Annotated in this window: 13 protein-coding genes and 5 tRNA genes; 1 reads left to right on the forward strand and 17 read right to left on the reverse strand. The window is 46.2% G+C overall.

Translation table 11 applies throughout. The features are described from left to right. Nucleotides 1-18: 18 nt before the first annotated feature. The 12 genes from ppiD to CWI76_RS04815 form a co-directional block, all read right to left on the reverse strand. Nucleotides 19-1,905 (reverse strand): peptidylprolyl isomerase, encoded by a 1,887-nt coding sequence (gene ppiD, locus CWI76_RS04760; protein WP_126759186.1) that lies wholly within the window; start codon nucleotides 1,903-1,905, stop codon nucleotides 19-21. Nucleotides 1,906-2,010: 105 nt separating this feature from the next. Next, nucleotides 2,011-2,087 (reverse strand) — tRNA-Asp (locus tag CWI76_RS04765). A gap of 7 nt (nucleotides 2,088-2,094) precedes the next feature. Beyond that, the gene (gene hupB, locus CWI76_RS04770) at nucleotides 2,095-2,367 is read right to left on the reverse strand and encodes a nucleoid-associated protein HU-beta (protein WP_055438316.1); all 273 of its coding nucleotides are present in this window, start codon (nucleotides 2,365-2,367) and stop codon (nucleotides 2,095-2,097) included. 312 nt (nucleotides 2,368-2,679) lie between these two features. Next, the gene (lon, locus tag CWI76_RS04775) at nucleotides 2,680-5,028 is read right to left on the reverse strand and encodes an endopeptidase La (RefSeq protein WP_126759187.1); all 2,349 of its coding nucleotides are present in this window, start codon (nucleotides 5,026-5,028) and stop codon (nucleotides 2,680-2,682) included. Between the two features lie 144 nt (nucleotides 5,029-5,172). After that, nucleotides 5,173-6,459 (reverse strand): ATP-dependent protease ATP-binding subunit ClpX, encoded by a 1,287-nt coding sequence (gene clpX, locus CWI76_RS04780; protein WP_126759188.1) that lies wholly within the window; start codon nucleotides 6,457-6,459, stop codon nucleotides 5,173-5,175. 1 nt (nucleotide 6,460) lies between these two features. Further along, nucleotides 6,461-7,078, reverse strand: a complete 618-nt coding sequence (clpP, locus tag CWI76_RS04785) for an ATP-dependent Clp endopeptidase proteolytic subunit ClpP (protein WP_126759189.1) — start codon at nucleotides 7,076-7,078, stop codon at nucleotides 6,461-6,463. A gap of 107 nt (nucleotides 7,079-7,185) precedes the next feature. Beyond that, entirely contained in the window at nucleotides 7,186-8,484 is a 1,299-nt protein-coding gene (gene tig, locus CWI76_RS04790; RefSeq protein WP_126759190.1) for a trigger factor, read from the reverse strand. A 164-nt stretch (nucleotides 8,485-8,648) separates the two neighbouring features. Continuing rightward, nucleotides 8,649-9,788: a GGDEF domain-containing protein gene (locus CWI76_RS04795; protein WP_126759191.1), complete on the reverse strand. Its 1,140-nt coding sequence runs from the start codon at nucleotides 9,786-9,788 to the stop codon at nucleotides 8,649-8,651. A 109-nt stretch (nucleotides 9,789-9,897) separates the two neighbouring features. Continuing rightward, nucleotides 9,898-9,974 (reverse strand) — tRNA-Pro (locus CWI76_RS04800). Nucleotides 9,975-10,012: 38 nt separating this feature from the next. Continuing rightward, a tRNA-His gene (locus CWI76_RS04805) sits at nucleotides 10,013-10,088 on the reverse strand. Nucleotides 10,089-10,116: 28 nt separating this feature from the next. Beyond that, nucleotides 10,117-10,193: transfer RNA gene (locus CWI76_RS04810), tRNA-Arg, on the reverse strand. Nucleotides 10,194-10,211: 18 nt separating this feature from the next. Continuing rightward, nucleotides 10,212-10,288 (reverse strand) — tRNA-Pro (locus CWI76_RS04815). A 265-nt stretch (nucleotides 10,289-10,553) separates the two neighbouring features. Here CWI76_RS04815 and folD point away from each other — a divergent pair. After that, nucleotides 10,554-11,417, forward strand: coding sequence for a bifunctional methylenetetrahydrofolate dehydrogenase/methenyltetrahydrofolate cyclohydrolase FolD (gene folD / locus CWI76_RS04820; RefSeq protein WP_126759192.1), 864 nt, complete (start codon nucleotides 10,554-10,556; stop codon nucleotides 11,415-11,417). A gap of 2 nt (nucleotides 11,418-11,419) precedes the next feature. Here folD and CWI76_RS04825 read toward each other — a convergent pair whose 3' ends face one another. The 5 genes from CWI76_RS04825 to CWI76_RS04845 all read right to left on the reverse strand — a co-directional run bounded on the left by CWI76_RS04825 (nucleotide 11,420) and on the right by CWI76_RS04845 (nucleotide 15,980). Continuing rightward, complete coding sequence (locus CWI76_RS04825; protein ID WP_157980805.1) at nucleotides 11,420-12,139, reverse strand: TadE/TadG family type IV pilus assembly protein; 720 nt, start codon at nucleotides 12,137-12,139, stop codon at nucleotides 11,420-11,422. Continuing rightward, nucleotides 12,112-12,831 carry a type II secretion system protein gene (locus CWI76_RS04830; protein WP_126759194.1) on the reverse strand — a complete coding sequence of 240 codons (720 nt, stop codon included), beginning with the start codon at nucleotides 12,829-12,831 and terminating at the stop codon, nucleotides 12,112-12,114. The genes CWI76_RS04825 and CWI76_RS04830 overlap by 28 nt, the downstream gene beginning before the upstream one ends. A gap of 240 nt (nucleotides 12,832-13,071) precedes the next feature. Continuing rightward, nucleotides 13,072-13,512 carry a type II secretion system protein gene (locus CWI76_RS04835; RefSeq protein WP_126759195.1) on the reverse strand — a complete coding sequence of 147 codons (441 nt, stop codon included), beginning with the start codon at nucleotides 13,510-13,512 and terminating at the stop codon, nucleotides 13,072-13,074. 66 nt (nucleotides 13,513-13,578) lie between these two features. Then, on the reverse strand, nucleotides 13,579-14,601 hold the full coding sequence (locus CWI76_RS04840; RefSeq protein ID WP_126759196.1) for a type II secretion system F family protein: 1,023 nt from the start codon (nucleotides 14,599-14,601) through the stop codon (nucleotides 13,579-13,581). Further along, nucleotides 14,592-15,980 carry a GspE/PulE family protein gene (locus tag CWI76_RS04845; RefSeq protein ID WP_126759197.1) on the reverse strand — a complete coding sequence of 463 codons (1,389 nt, stop codon included), beginning with the start codon at nucleotides 15,978-15,980 and terminating at the stop codon, nucleotides 14,592-14,594. Before CWI76_RS04845 ends, CWI76_RS04840 begins: the two co-directional genes overlap by 10 nt. Between the last annotated feature and the right edge of the window lie 2 nt (nucleotides 15,981-15,982).

Raw genomic sequence — 15,982 nt, forward strand, 5'->3', positions numbered from 1 at the left:
ATCTCTGACAATCTCCGATTATTCGGTCGTATTGCCGCGTGCATCAAGGCGAATCTCGATATCAGCCTCTTCACGTAGTGCTTCAATAAATGCACCATAGCTTTGCTGTGTGAAACTATTCGTTAATTGCTCGGCCATTTGTGCCTGCATCGCATCATCAACTTCACCGGCCATAACATCAGTTAGTTGAACAACTGCCAACGCACCGCTGTTTAACTCAGTTACCGCCACTTGCACCGAATCGGCGGCCGGCACGGCTTGCTCAAACAAACTCTGCACCACAGCACGCGGTACTTCCGAGTTACGACGATCGATAGCTTCTAAAGCAATTAATTCAACATCAAGTGACTCGCCATTGCGTAACTGCGTAGCCATGGCCTCGGCATCTTCACGAGCTGCCGCTTGCGCTTTTTCGGTACGTACATTATCTAATACCTGCGCACGAACCTCATCAAGCGATTTAGTCGATGCTGGTTTGTAGTCAACAACACGTGCAACCACTGCTTGCTTATCATTAACTTCGATGAGGTCACTGTTTAGGCCTTCATCAATAAAATCACGATTAAACAGCTGTTCCATCACCGCAGGATGATTTAATGCTGTTGGCGCAGAATCACGGTTAAACCAATCGCTCTGACGAACGGTTAACGCGGTTTCTTCAGCAACCGGTTGCAACGTATCTGGAATATCAAAAGCAAGTGCTGACACTTTCTGTTGAAGCTCGTAGTACGCTTGTTTCACACGACTATCTCGCATCTCAGCGACAATCTCGTCGCGTACTTCTTCGAACGAGGTTGAAGAACCTTCTTCGATATCGGTCAGCTTAATGATGTGATAACCAAATGAAGTACTCACCACGCCAGTAATGTCACCAACATTTTCGAGCGCAAACGCTGCTTCATCAAACGCCGGATCCATGGTGCCTTCCTCAATAAAGTCTAAATCACCACCGGCTTCAGCAGTAAATATGTCATCCGAATATTCAGCAGCAAGTTCGGCAAAGTCTGCACCTTCAGTTAACTTCGTTAAAACTTCTTGAGCTTCTTTCTCTGCAGCTTCGCCTTCCCCTTCAATAAGGATGTGTGCGAAACGATAACGGTCGTCCGTTTGATAACGCGATTGATTATTGTCGTACCACTCGCGAACGACACGCTCGTCTATCTCAACTGACTCAGCAACAACATCAGCGTCGAGTTGAACAAATTCAACTTTGACTTGTTCAGCAACATTAAAACGCTGTTGATTCTCTTGATACCATTGTTCAAGTTCGGCGTCCGCAACTTCAACAGCATCAATATATTTATCGAGCTCAAGCGTCGTATAGGCACCGCTGCGCTTCTGGTTTACTAATCGTTGCACCGCTGCAGCTTCGCTCGGAAGCGTAAATTCAGACTCCACCATCGCCTGAAGCAGTTGCGTGCGAGCTAAATCGCGACGCATTAGCTCAGCGAAACCATCTGGTGTGTAGCCCAAACCGCTCAGCGTCATTTGATAGGTTGTATTATCAAATTGACCAGCGACTTGGAAAGCGCTGATTTCGCGAATCGCTGCTTTCACCTGCTCATCAGAAACACGTAAACCCGCATCACGCGAGTATATTTCGACAAGCTTCTGGTTAATCAAATCATCCAACACTTGTTGGCGTAATTGCCGATTGAAGCCTGGGTCAGCAGCCAGTGTGGCATAAAAATCACCAAACTGTTCTTGTTGACGCGCGCGCTCATTTTCAACAGCACGATCAAATTCAACCCGAGTAATTTCCTCACCGTTAACCACGGCTACCGATGGCTCTGGCTGATTAGTGATGTAACCACCAATTCCAGCTAAGGCAAAAGTAAGGGCAATCAATACTAGAATCGCTTTCACTATAAAGCTTTGCGACCCTTCACGAATCCTGTCCAACATATCTCACTAAACCTCAATTATTCCCGTTGTTGGGCGGGTATTATATCTGCTATTGCAGAAAAAAAATAACCCGAAGACAAGCTTCGGGTTATTTTCAGCATGTGCTGGCGGAACGGACGGGATTCGAACCCGCGACCCCCGGCGTGACAGGCCGGTATTCTAACCAGCTGAACTACCGCTCCGCTTTTATTAGTTTACTGAATCTTTCAGTGCTTTACCGGCTTTGAAAGAAGGTACTTTAGCAGCTGCGATTTGGATAGTTTGGCCAGTTTGTGGGTTACGACCAGTACGTGCTGAACGCTCACGAACACTGAAAGTACCAAAACCAACTAATGCTACTTGATCACCTTTCTTCAAAGCGTCAGTTACTGCTTCGATGAAAGAATCTAGAGCACGTCCAGCCGCAGCTTTAGAAATTTCTGCTCCGTCTGCAATTTTATCAACTAACTGAGACTTATTCACAGTATCATCCCCTTAGATTGTTATTATCAGATTTGCATGGTTCCATTGCGTTCTGTTTTTCAATGGGCCAGCGAAGGTTATAACAAGCTTAAACTAACTGTTCAAGCGATAGTGACAGATTAGCAGACATCTTCCTTATTAATCTATCACTCAAGTGGCATGCCAGAGTCATTGTTTGTTTGAGTCTGACCAATCACTTTGACTCTAGGCTACCACAAGATTTCCGATTGAGAACCCTTTTTAGCAATTTTTTTAACGAAAGAATGCGGGCTACAGGCACATTTTACCCTTCCAGACCGCATTTTTACGTTTTTAAGCCGTTTTTTCGCCGGTTTTCGGCGCAGATTCGAGCGCAACAGCCAACACTTCATCAATCCATTGCACTGGCTGAATCTTCAAATCTCCCTTCACAGCGTCACTAATTTCCTTCAAATCGCGCTCATTATCCTTCGGAATGAGAACATGTTTGATGCCACCGCGATGTGCGGCTAACAGTTTTTCTTTCAATCCACCGATAGCTAATACTTCGCCGCGCAGGGTAATTTCCCCCGTCATCGCGACATCTGCACGCACTGGAATGCCCGTTAACGAACTGACTAATGCAGTCACCATCGCAATACCGGCACTGGGCCCATCTTTCGGTGTTGCCCCTTCCGGCACATGCACGTGAATATCACGTTTTTCATGGAAGTCTTCTGGAATGCCAAGTTTATTCGCACGGCTACGCACCACCGTAAGCGCCGTTTGAATGGACTCTTGCATCACATCACCTAATGACCCTGTTGAGGTGATCTTGCCTTTGCCCGCAACGTTAGTGGCTTCAATCGTCAATAAATCACCACCAACTTCAGTCCAGGCCAACCCAGTCACCTGACCAACTTGGTTATTTTCCTCTGCTTTACCGTAGTCAAAACGCTGCACACCAAGGAAATCGGATAGATTATCGCCGGTAATTTCAACGTGCTTGATACGCTTATCCAGAACAATCTTTTTCACCGCCTTACGACACAAACGCGAAATTTCACGCTCGAGATTACGCACGCCAGCTTCGCGAGTGTAATAACGTATAATGCCAATAATTGCATCATCGGTGACATTAATTTCTTTGTTTTTCAATCCATTACGTTCAATTTGTTTTGGTAACAAGTGACGTTTGGCAATATTCAGCTTTTCATCCTCGGTATAGCCCGACAAACGAATCACTTCCATACGGTCTAGTAGTGGACCTGGAATATTCATGCTGTTCGAAGTCGCCACGAACATCACGTCTGACAAATCGTAATCCACCTCAAGATAATGATCGTTGAAGTTCACGTTTTGCTCAGGGTCTAGCACCTCTAGCAAAGCCGATGCTGGATCACCACGCATATCGGAGGCCATCTTGTCGATTTCATCCAACAAGAATAACGGGTTGCGAACACCAACCTTCGCCATTTTTTGAATGAGCTTACCCGGCATAGAACCGATATAAGTACGACGGTGACCGCGAATTTCCGCTTCATCACGCACGCCGCCTAAGGCCATGCGAATATATTTACGCCCGGTAGCCTTCGCAATCGACTGTCCCAAAGAGGTTTTACCGACACCCGGAGGCCCTACTAAGCACAAAATTGCGCCACGAACCTTACTGGTACGTTGTTGAACCGCCAAATATTCCAGAATACGTTCTTTTACTTTCTCTAAACCGTAATGATCGGCATCAAGAATTTTCTCAGCGTTCGCTAAATCCTTCTTGATACGCGAGCGTTTTTTCCACGGCACCGAAACCATCCAATCGATATAGCCGCGCACCACCGTAGCTTCAGCCGACATCGGTGACATCATCTTCAACTTCTGCAATTCGGCGCGAGTTTTCTTTTCCGCCTCTTCAGGCATATTGGCGTCTTCAATTTTCTTTTGCAGCGCTTCGAATTCGTCAGGACCATCTTCCATTTCGCCCAGTTCTTTTTGAATGGCTTTCATTTGCTCATTCAAATAGTACTCGCGCTGACTCTTTTCCATCTGCTTTTTAACACGCGAACGAATGCGTTTCTCAACCTGTAGCAGATCGATCTCGCCTTCCATCAGAGCCATCAAAAATTCGAGACGCTCACGCACATCAGTAATTTCGAGAACTTTCTGTTTATCATTGAGTTTTAACGGCATGTGCGCAGCCATCGTATCAGCCAAACGATCGGCCTCTTCGATACCCGACAAGCTGGTTAAAACCTCTGGCGGTATTTTCTTATTGAGTTTCACATAGCCTTCGAACTGATTGATCGCCGAGCGAATCATCACTTCTTCTTCTTTTTCGTCCATGACTTCCGAATCAAGATAATGCACTTGCGCGCGGAAGAAATCGGCTTCAGGTTCAAACTGCTCTATCTCAGCGCGCTGGCTGCCTTCCACCAACACTTTAACGGTACCGTCTGGCAACTTTAATAACTGCAAAATCGTCGCGACGGTACCAATCGTATGAATATCGACTTGCTCAGGTTCATCAACTGACGCATCTTTTTGTGCCGACAAAAATATTTGTTTGTTCTGTTCCATCGCTGCTTCTAAACAACGAATAGACTTTTCACGCCCGACAAATAAAGGGATTACCATATGCGGATACACGACGACGTCGCGCAAGGGCAGCACAGGTATGCTTAAGCGCTCAATCCGTTCTTCACTCATAAACTTCTCCAAGTAACCGGTTCGTGACAATTGTCACTCTATCTTACCTCTTAATATGTGGCGCTCCAGCGAAAGTTCAATGTTTTGCACAAAAAAAGGGCCTAATTGGCCCTTTTTGCACAAAATTCATGCTAAACAAGCAAGTTATTCACCTGAAGCGTGCTTCTCATCTTGCTGATTCGCATAAATTAAAATCGGCGATGACTCACCTTTAATAACAGATTCATCAATGACAACCTTGCTGACATTTTCCAATGTCGGTAGGTCATACATGGTATCCAGCAACACAGCTTCGACAATTGAGCGTAGCCCTCGAGCACCTGTTTTGCGTGCCATTGCTTTGCGCGCAATAGCTCGCAACGCATCGTCGCGGAATTCCAGCTCAACATCTTCCATCTTAAACAACGCGCCATATTGCTTGGTGAGTGCGTTCTTCGGTTCCCGCAAGATTTGCACCAAAGCATCTTCATCCAACTCGGTCAACGTTGCGAGAACTGGTAAACGGCCAATAAATTCTGGAATTAAACCGTATTTCACCAAATCTTCTGGCTCAACTTGCGTTAACGTCACGCCTTCCGCTTTAGGCTGTTTGCTTTTCACTTCAGCACCAAAACCAATACCACTGCCAACGCTAATCCGTTGTTCAATGACTTTGTCGAGACCAGCGAACGCACCACCAGCAATAAAGAGAATCTTAGAGGTATCTACCTGCAAAAATTCTTGCTGTGGGTGCTTGCGCCCGCCTTGCGGTGGTACCGCTGCGACAGTTCCTTCAATCAGCTTCAGTAAAGCCTGTTGAACGCCCTCGCCTGAAACGTCACGCGTGATCGATGGGTTATCCGATTTACGTGAAATTTTGTCAATTTCGTCAATGTAAACAATACCACGCTGTGCTTTCTCAACGTCGTAGTCACACTTCTGCAGGAGCTTCTGGATGATATTTTCGACGTCTTCGCCCACATAACCCGCTTCGGTTAATGTTGTGGCATCCGCCATCGTGAACGGTACATCCAAGAACCGCGCCAGGGTTTCTGCTAAATAAGTCTTACCACTACCGGTTGGGCCAATCAGCAAAATATTACTTTTACCCAGCTCAACCAACTCGTCGTCTTTGCTCTTGGTTTCGTTATTTGCCAAGCGTTTGTAGTGGTTGTATACAGCAACCGCCAACACTTTCTTCGCCATTTCTTGACCAATGACATATTCATCAAGATGCGCACGGATTTCGTGTGGCGTTGGTAATTTCTTTTGCTCTTCTTGCGGCGCAATATTCTGAATTTCTTCTTCTAAAATATCGTTACACAAGTCGACACATTCATCACAAATAAATACCGAGGGCCCTGCAATTAGCTTGCGAACCTCATGCTGACTTTTTCCGCAGAAGGTACAAAACAACGGCTTTTCGCCATTACCTTCAGTTTTATCGGTCATTCTATTCTCCGCCTCGTTGCGTTAATACTTTATCTACCAAACCATAGTTCACTGCTTCTTCAGAAGACATAAAGTAATCACGATCAGTGTCTTTTGCGACTTGCTCTAAATCTTTGCCGGTGTTTTCGGCCAACATACGATTCAATTTATCTTTAATATCTAAAATCTGACGCGCGTGAATTTCGAAGTCAGATGCCTGACCTTGGAAGCCACCCAGTGGCTGGTGAATCATCACACGTGAGTTGGGCAAACAAAAACGCTTACCTTTGGCGCCGCCGGCCAACAAGAACGCCCCCATACTCGCCGCCTGCCCCATACACACGGTACTTACGTCAGGCTTAATGAAACGCATGGTATCGTAAATCGCCATACCCGCGGTGACAGCACCACCTGGTGAGTTGATATACAAATAGATATCTTTATCTGGGTTATCTGATTCTAAGAATAGCAATTGCGCCACAATTAAGTTGGCCATGTGATCTTCAACTTGACCACAACAAAAAATTACGCGCTCTTTCAACAAGCGCGAGTAGATATCGTACGAGCGCTCTCCTTTTGCTGTCTGTTCCACTACCATCGGCACCAATTGTGCCATTGGGTCTAGCGCCATATCCGACATAATTTACGACTCCTGAAATAAAAATGGCTCGTATAAGTTTATACGAGCCATTAAACCAAGTTGTAGTCGATGCCGTCAACGTTGTTGTGACGGTATTCGCAACTCTTTTATTTTTTCGGGTTCATCAACTCGTCAAAGCTGGTTTTCTTTGCTTTAACTTTTGCTTGAGAAAGAATGAACTCAATTGCTTGTTCTTCTAATGCAACATTACGAATTTGCTGCATCATTTCTTCGTTACCTTTGTAGTAAGCGATAACTTCAGTTGGATCTTCGTACGCAGATGCGTTGTTTTCGATGATCTCGTCAACTTTCTTATCGTCAACTTTCAACTCGTTACCACGAATCACTTCACCCAGTAACAAACCAACTTTCACACGCTCTTTTGCTTGTTCTTCGAACAAATCAGCTGGAAGTTGTGGCAATTGCGCTTGGTTTCCACCGAAACGTTGCATTGCTTGACGACGCAATACATCAATTTCTTGGTCAACCATCGCTTTTGGCAAATCAACGTCGTTGTGCTCAACCAAGCCTTTTAAAACTTGCTCTTTCACTTTGCTTTGCACGGCATTTTTCAGCTCACGTTCCATATTCTTACGAACTTCAGCTTTCAATGCGTCAACGCCACCTTCTTTAATACCGAATAAAGCAACGAATTCGTCGGTTAATTCTGGCAAGTCGCGTTCTTCAACTTTCTTCGCCACAATCACGAACTGCGCTTCTTTACCTTTGAGGTTTTCAGCGTGGTAATCTTCTGGGAAAGTCACCGTAATGGTTTTTTCTTCGCCAGTTTTCATACCAATAATTTGGTCTTCAAAACCAGGAATCATACGGCCTTCGCCAAGCTCAAGTGCGAAATCAGTTGCTTTACCACCTTCGAACTCTTCACCATCTACCGAGCCAGTGAAGTCGATCGTGATACGCTCACCTTTTTTCGACTTACGCTTAATTTCTTTCCAGCTAGCGTGCTGCTTACGTAACGTTTCTAACATGTTGTCGACGTCTTTATCAGTTACTTCAACGTCTGGTTTCTCAACAGCTAATTTATCTAAAGCAGCAACTTTAACTTCTGGATAAACTTCGAAAGTAGCAACGAATTGAAGATCTTTACCTTCTTCGTTTACTTTTGGCTCAATGGCAGGCATACCCACTGGGTTAATTTTTTCCTGCATCATCGCTTCGAAGTATTTGCTCTGCATAAGGTTTGAAGCAGCACGCGCACGCGCTTCTTTACCAAACAACTTCTGCAAAACATTTGGTGGAACTTTGCCTTTACGGAAACCGTTGATACGACGGTTACGGTACTCGTCTTTTAACAGACGCTTGACTTCGTTTTCGATAACGTCAGCTGGCACGGTGATCGTGGCGCGACGCTCTAATCCTTGGGTTGTCTCTACAGAAACCTGCATTGCTTTGTTACCTCGGCTTCACTATTGGCCTGAGCCCACTACCAGCGGGGCCCTTCAAAATGACGCCGCATTATAGCGAAGCCATGGGCCTACGTCGAGTAGGAACGGACATTTTTGCGGCGATTGCGCTGTGATTCTGCGCTTAGCGCGGTGATAGCGCGGTATTAGCTTGTTGCTAATTGACTCTGCGCTTTTGGATTTACCTCGATGCGATTACGGCCACATTGCTTGGCAAAATACACCGCAACATCAACCTCTCGCATTAAGTCGTCCGTGGTCGTGGTGGCTTTCGGAACATCCGAATGAACACCAATACTCACGGTAACAGGGCTACCCAAACGAGTTTCCAGCAAGCGCACGCGAGCGAGAACTTTTTTCGCTTGAGTAATTAATTCATCGGGTTCAGATTGTGGACAAACCACCATAAATTCGTCACCACCAAAACGCGCAACGTATTCACCCGTGCGTTTAAAATGACTTTGCAAAATATCAGCCACAGCTTTTAATACTTCGTCGCCATGCAGGTGACCATGCTCATCGTTGAGGCGCTTAAAGAAGTCAACGTCCACCATCAATAATGTCAACGGATGTTTTGCACGAATAGCGCGCCGCAACTCGTGCTCAAGGCACTCATCCAAACCACGTCGATTGACGAGACCAGTTAAACTATCTTGGCGCGCCAATTGAGCCAGTTTTGCGTTCGCTTCGAGCAACTGAGCTTCAGTCGCACGTAACTGCTCTTCGGTTTTGTGACGGGCAATGGTATTGGCGATCATGTCGGCGACCAGACGCATCTGTCGTATATCGCCTTCCACCCATTGGGTCTGGCGATTCACCAAATCGCAACCGACAAAGCCAACCAGCTTACCTTCCATATACATGCCAACGGCCATCATCGAGCGAATATTTTCACGCACTAACTCATCACGAAAACCACCAGCTTCTGTCGACAGTAGCTTGGCGTCGTCAACCAAAATTTGACCGTCTTTTAGCATTCGCTCAAAAAAATACGGCATGGTTTCAGCGGGAATATTTTGTAAATCAGGTTTATGCGCCTGAATACCGTCGTTCGTCCACTCGTATGTATTCGACATGCTGGTATGGTCAGCGGAGAATTCAAATACATAACAACGGTCTTTGCTACCGCCACGGCCCAATAACGCCAGAGCATGCTCAATATGAGTTTGACTTTGATCAGGGGTGGAATTGATGAGTTGCATGCTGATGACCGAAATCATCAAGCCAAACCCTTCCTCTGTTGAAGATGCATGGTTAGCATGCTGTTTTGGCATGTTCTCTAGCATGAAATAAGCTCTTATAGTTGTTATAGCTTGTAGCAAATTTTAAACAGATGCCCAAATTATACGCAACTATCGAGAAAAATCTATGCAAAGTAAAGAGGAATCGAAAGAATGGTCGGCGAGACTGGATTCGAACCAGCGACCCCTTGTACCCAAAACAAGTGCGCTACCAAGCTGCGCTACTCGCCGACTTCAGAATTTTGAGATGTTGCTGAGAAGCAGAGAAATGGGGTGGCTGATGGGACTTGAACCCACGACAACCGGAATCACAATCCGGGGCTCTACCAACTGAGCTACAGCCACCACTTCATACATTGTGCCAGGGCTTTAATGGCGCACCCGGCAGGATTCGAACCTGCGACCGACGGCTTAGAAGGCCGTTGCTCTATCCAGCTGAGCTACGGGCGCAATTCGTACTTGAAGAAATGGTCGGCGAGACTGGATTCGAACCAGCGACCCCTTGTACCCAAAACAAGTGCGCTACCAAGCTGCGCTACTCGCCGACATACTTCTTGTAAGTCTTTAAAATCCCGTGCAGGACGCGGCCTGACAACGGGGGCGAATATTACCTGTTGGGCCGTAACGCGTCAAACATTTTTTTGCCCAAAATGTCTGACTGCTGAAAATACCAACAGGCTGACTGAAATTTATTCATTTCGCATTTCAGTACCCGCTCAATCGACGCTACAACCTTAGCAAAAAACATGCGAAAATAGCAGCCCATGAACTCGACATATCAGCATTCAACCGAATAAGGTGTTCACAGCAATGACTGCGCAACGTATTGATGGTAAACAAGTAGCTCAACAAGTTCGTGATGAAGTAAAACGAGGCGTTGCCAAACGTCTTGCTGCGGGAGCGCGAGCACCCGGCCTTGCCGTTGTCATGGTGGGTGAAGACCCAGCCTCTGCCGTTTATGTTGGTAGTAAACGCAACGCCTGCAAAGAAGTAGGCATTGTTTCTAAAGCATTCGATTTGCCAGCCACAACCACACAAGCAGAACTGGAAGCGCTAATTGATCAACTCAATATCGATGCTGAAGTGGACGGTATTTTGGTGCAGTTGCCATTACCAAAAGGTTTAGATGCACAAGCCATTCTCGAGCGCATTAACCCATTCAAAGACGTTGACGGTTTTCACCCGTTCAACATGGGCCGTTTAGCCCAACGTAATCCGGCATTACGCCCATGCACCCCGCGCGGTGTGATCACCCTACTCGATTCCATTGGCTTAGACTTACATGGCAAAAACGCCGTGGTAGTTGGCGCGTCTAACATTGTTGGCCGCCCAATGAGCCTAGAGTTGTTGCTAGCTGGTGCCACCACCACCGTTTGTCATCGCTTCACCAATGACTTAAAAGAGCACGTGCAACGTGCTGATGTTCTTGTCGTTGCTGTTGGCAAGCCAAACTTCATTCCGGGCGAGTGGGTAAAACCGGGCGCCGTAGTGATTGATGTGGGTATTAACCGTTTGCCTTCTGGCCAGTTAGTTGGTGACATTGAATTTGCCGCAGCTGAACAGCGCGCCTCTTACATTACGCCAGTACCAGGCGGCGTCGGTCCGATGACCGTAGCAACGCTGATGCAGAACACCTTGCAGGCCTGTGATACTTGGCATGCGCCGCTCAAATAAAGTCAATCTGAAACTCTAAATCCGGATAGCATTGGCCCTTTGCGCCGCGTTATAAGCGGCCAAAGCGGTTTTCCAATAATGCTCTCACGGAGTCGGCAAAACCGATGAGATTCACTTCCGAATAACTGCCGCCAACTTAGTAATGCGCCTGCAACAAACGGTACTTCAAGCGGGAAACACCACCAAATCTCAATTTCGAGTTGACGTGCAGCTAGCCAAGCCTGCTTATCGTCACTCTGATTCATTCTTTCAGCTGCGTGATCAATGGCCAATTCGTTTACCCACTGTTGAAGCCGCAAATCATATCGAGGTTTCAAAAACGTTTTAATAGCTGCCGAATTCGGGCTATGAACATCAATCTTTGCAGCAAGTCTCGCGTGTATCATCGACTTTAAAGTCGCTACCCACGCGTGCTCACGCAACTCATCGTCGTTAGGTTTAGAATTTTCAGTGTGCCATTGCAGGTGGGTGCTAGCCATACCGGAAGCCAACACATTAGTCATTTTGGTGTTATCGCCGTGCTGTAACTGGCCAGCACGCAAAACATAATGACTTGTATTGTACAACGTGTGCTGTGCCCAAAATAACCAAAGCAACTGAATACTTGCGAGGATCAGCCACGTAATTAATGGCAAGATCAAAAGCGTTTCAACTAACGCAGTGCCGCACTCATAGCGAGTGGTTGTCGCAGGCACTAACTGCATTTTCCTTGCAACTGACATTCTTTCCATAACTCAACATATTCAGCGAGCCGGTCAGTAACTTCCTGCAAGCTAGTAGTTGGCGTAATGACATCGTGCGCATACAAGGTTGTTACAAACAATTCCGTTGTTTTGAGTGATGTTGCCTCTAATTCATCTGTTCTCACATTATCTGCCGTCAAGCGCTGCATATCGAGGTTATTGACGTTGATTATATCAAACAGCCCCATATCCAACTCCGTTGCCATTGCATTTAAATAAGGTTTCTCAGATTGTTCCACTCGATGAAGATAGATTTCACTGGTCGCACTCTGTGCGTGAGGTTGCCAAACGGGCATTACGAACTCATTCTCCCGTGAAAAAGCCCCTGCAATTTGCTGAGCCAACCACCCAGCTTGAGCTGAAGACGGCGCAACAACACTTAATTCAAGCCACTCAGCATTGTAAGCAAACTGCCACTGTTGCAGCCATGGCAATCGAAATTGTTCAATTTCTCGCTCAGTGAAGAGATCAGCCATTGTTGAGGGTGGAGCACCGTTTTTCGCCCAAAAATCGGTCGCTACAAGTCGTAACTGTTCCGCATCAACAATCCAGTCATATCGTTGTTGTTGTGACGACTTGAAGACCCATGCTTGATTGATCATCAGCAACAATGAGCTAACAATGACGATCGCCGTAATCACCTCAAGCATAACGAATCCTAGCCGCTTCATAATGCCTCCGTGCACACATCAAATAGTGTTTGCGAACTTTAAATATGCAAAAAGTTGAGAATCTAAACGCTGTTTTGCCATCTGTTGAGCCGAAATATTTTCATTCTCAACTGACTCAAGCGCAGAGCTGATACGAGGTATAGCGAGTGCAATACTCGCTATAACGACCCCTAACATTGCAATACCAAATGTCGACTCTAAGAGAACAAACCCTCTCCGATAAGCCTTATACATGACTCATCACCCCTGAAAACGAAGGGTTAAAGTGTCGCCAGAAAAGTTACTGGAGATTGCATAATCGGTAAAATCATAGGCCAAACGTGCACCCTCGGCCGCTTGCTCAATACCAGTCACAGTGATGACATAGACGGAAGTATCGGTACCATCTACGGCTATAGCAATATCACCACCCCAAGGATTAATGCTCGTGCCAGCCCCCCAAGTTTCAGGAACGGCGGCAATACTCGACATAGCCGTCATACTAATGCCGGTAAGGTCACCGGTGCGCGGACGCCATAACTGCGCTCCCGATTGAATCGTGACAATTTGGCTTTTTGCCTCGCTAACCCGTGAATTCCCCACTGCCCAGTCACGTAAGGCTAATGAGCCAATTGTAGCCAGTGCAATAATTGAAAGAACAGTAAGTATTTCAATAAAGGTAAATCCCTGTTGAGATCGCATAATTAACACTCCATTGTTGTCATATTGATTAAGTATTACCGACTAACTTACCTATTCATCGATAAGTTAAACGATGCTTTGTTGCGTGATTGCCATCAACATACTTCCCATCCCTCCAAGTACGATGACTAATAACGCGAAAATAAGGCCATAGCAAAATGTCTGTAAGGCTGTCCGTAACCGTGCTAACGCTTGCAGTGCATCCTGCGAAGCATAACCAGCTACGCGCAGCAAAGTCCCGTGTTCTGTAGCATTACGACTACCATTCCCCAACCGAAATAACATGCGCGAAGATAGCAATCCACTGGCAAATATTTGCTCTAATCGGCGTTCGCCTTCGGCTAATCGTTGTCGCATAAAACTGAAATGACTACCTAATTCATTGCTGCCATAGCGTTGCATAGCGGCTAAAGACCTATCAAGATTAGTGCCTGATTGAAGGAGGACTGTGACGGTCTGCAGTAAGAGCACAGCATGAAAATAGCGCTGAATCATAAAAGCTCCATAGTCAGCTAACCAACGACTCCAGCGCCAATTAAAATTGATCACACCTGGCGGCCCCCAAACCAGAACAAACACCATAATCACCAAAAGAATTAATAATGGTAACCACACACTGTGAGTCAGGATTAATAGCCAATAACTTAACTCCGGCCATTCGGATTCCGGTATCGATTTAGCCAGTTTGGGCATCACGCCGCGACCGATAAAGAGGCTGGCAATAAAAGCTAATGCCATCATCGCTATTGGATAAAGTAATGGCTTCCAAAATTCACGCCATGCTATTTGCCGCTCGACTTCAAAACGTCGATGTTGTTGCAATAATTTCTCTAAAATTCCGCTATGCTCTCCAACTGCAACGAGCATCACGAGATCTTCTGCAAACCATTGCTGTAATGAAGGCCCAAGGGCTCGTCCGTGACTTAGCTGACGAATTAAATGTGAAGCAATTAACTCTTCTTGACGCAGGTGCAATCGTCTTGCGTTTACGAGTAAATCCTGACAACACTGCAACGGGCTGAGTCCATCGCCAAGCGCTAGGGCAAAATCCTCAAGAAACGCCAGCTGTCGCTGTCGGCTTAGGCGCATGAGAAATCTCTCGATAATTGTTCATCAAGCGACAACCAACCTTGCTCAATTAGTTCTCGTCGGCAACATTCAAATTGTTTTGATTGCAACGCCTGGCGAATTTTTTCATTAACCAGCAAAAACTCACAGACAAGCTGTCGCCCTACCACTCCCGAGCCATGACAGCGCGGACATCCTCGATCAGTGCCCTCGCAATCTAAGCACATCTTAGAAACCAGTCGCTGTGCCAAAATACCTCGAATTACACCGAATTGAGCCAATGATTCGGCGGTTAAACCTAAATCGAGCAGTCTACTCAATACGCCAAAAGTATCGTGTGCATGTACCGTTGCCGTTACCAAGTGACCTGTTAAGGCTGCGGTAAAAGCCGCTTTGGCAGTGGCTTCATCTCGGATTTCGCTAATCGAGATAACATCGGGATCTTCTCGTAGCGCCACCTTTACCATATTGGCAAAGTTCAATTCATGGTGTTCCGCAATGACAGGCTTCTGTTCAATATTCGGTTGGATAATCTCGATGGGATCCTCTAACGAAATCACCTTGGCTGTTGATGGTATTTCAGCATTCAATGCAGCCAAGGTAGTTGTCTTACCTTGCCCAGTGGGTCCCGCTACAATTAGCAATCCGGAGGGTTCTGTCAGAATTTTTTTTATCTTGCTAATAACCTCGGTTTTCAAACCAAGCTCATGCAACCTCAATATCTTACTTTGCTCTTGCTGCAACCGCATAGTCACCGCGAAACCGTTACGAGTTGGTGACTTTTGTACTCGCAATCGGATGCGCTGAATACACTCGCTATGTAAAAGCGACATTGAAATACTTGCACTAGATAAACGCTGCTCATCAAATAGTTCATGAAAGTCTTCCGAACGCGTGTTCAACGCTGCAGCTATCGCACCCGCCATAGACTCTCGATTACGCTCTACTTTACCTACCAAGCGACCGTGTACTCGAAACTGCAATGCGGCATGGGACGGTGAAAAAAGTAAATGAATATCGGATGCCTGTAATACGAGAGCCTGCTGCACAAGATCTTCTAGCGCCTGCTGAGCACGAGTGTGATCAAGTTCAATTAATTCTCGGCTAGTCGACTGCAAATCCTGAGCTGTCGTGTCATGAAGCAAGTTTCGAATCGAGCGAGCATTGGCCAGACACCATTGTGTAATAACAAATCCATTGAGTGTTGTTTGAGCAACGATATTCAACAGCGCTATAAAATGATGTTGCCAGGCCGGTAAACTTGCAATCAGCATTCCTTCTGCACTAATCAAGACAGCCACGTCGTCTTGCATGTATCGATCGCTAAAGGTAACGCACAAGTCCAAACCAGCTTGGCTTACTGTCATTTGTGTTAACGCTTCATCATTCAATATCTGCATGA

The organism is Pseudidiomarina marina (assembly GCF_003987045.1).
In the GTDB taxonomy this organism is placed as follows: domain Bacteria; phylum Pseudomonadota; class Gammaproteobacteria; order Enterobacterales; family Alteromonadaceae; genus Pseudidiomarina; species Pseudidiomarina marina.

Bases quoted from the DNA above. Each gene is read 5' to 3' on its own strand.
- CWI76_RS04845 (WP_126759197.1), bottom strand. From the start codon at position 15,980: ATGCAGATATTGAATGATGAAGCGTTAACACAAATGACAGTAAGCCAA.
- CWI76_RS04830 (WP_126759194.1), bottom strand. From the start codon at position 12,831: ATGAAGCGGCTAGGATTCGTTATGCTTGAGGTGATTACGGCGATCGTC.
- CWI76_RS04835 (WP_126759195.1), bottom strand. From the start codon at position 13,512: ATGCGATCTCAACAGGGATTTACCTTTATTGAAATACTTACTGTTCTT.
- clpP (WP_126759189.1), bottom strand. From the start codon at position 7,078: ATGTCGGATATGGCGCTAGACCCAATGGCACAATTGGTGCCGATGGTA.
- folD (WP_126759192.1), top strand. From the start codon at position 10,554: ATGACTGCGCAACGTATTGATGGTAAACAAGTAGCTCAACAAGTTCGT.
- clpX (WP_126759188.1), bottom strand. From the start codon at position 6,459: ATGACCGATAAAACTGAAGGTAATGGCGAAAAGCCGTTGTTTTGTACC.
- CWI76_RS04795 (WP_126759191.1), bottom strand. From the start codon at position 9,788: ATGCTAGAGAACATGCCAAAACAGCATGCTAACCATGCATCTTCAACA.
- lon (WP_126759187.1), bottom strand. From the start codon at position 5,028: ATGAGTGAAGAACGGATTGAGCGCTTAAGCATACCTGTGCTGCCCTTG.
- ppiD (WP_126759186.1), bottom strand. From the start codon at position 1,905: ATGTTGGACAGGATTCGTGAAGGGTCGCAAAGCTTTATAGTGAAAGCG.
- tig (WP_126759190.1), bottom strand. From the start codon at position 8,484: ATGCAGGTTTCTGTAGAGACAACCCAAGGATTAGAGCGTCGCGCCACG.
- CWI76_RS04825 (WP_157980805.1), bottom strand. From the start codon at position 12,139: ATGTCAGTTGCAAGGAAAATGCAGTTAGTGCCTGCGACAACCACTCGC.
- CWI76_RS04840 (WP_126759196.1), bottom strand. From the start codon at position 14,601: ATGCGCCTAAGCCGACAGCGACAGCTGGCGTTTCTTGAGGATTTTGCC.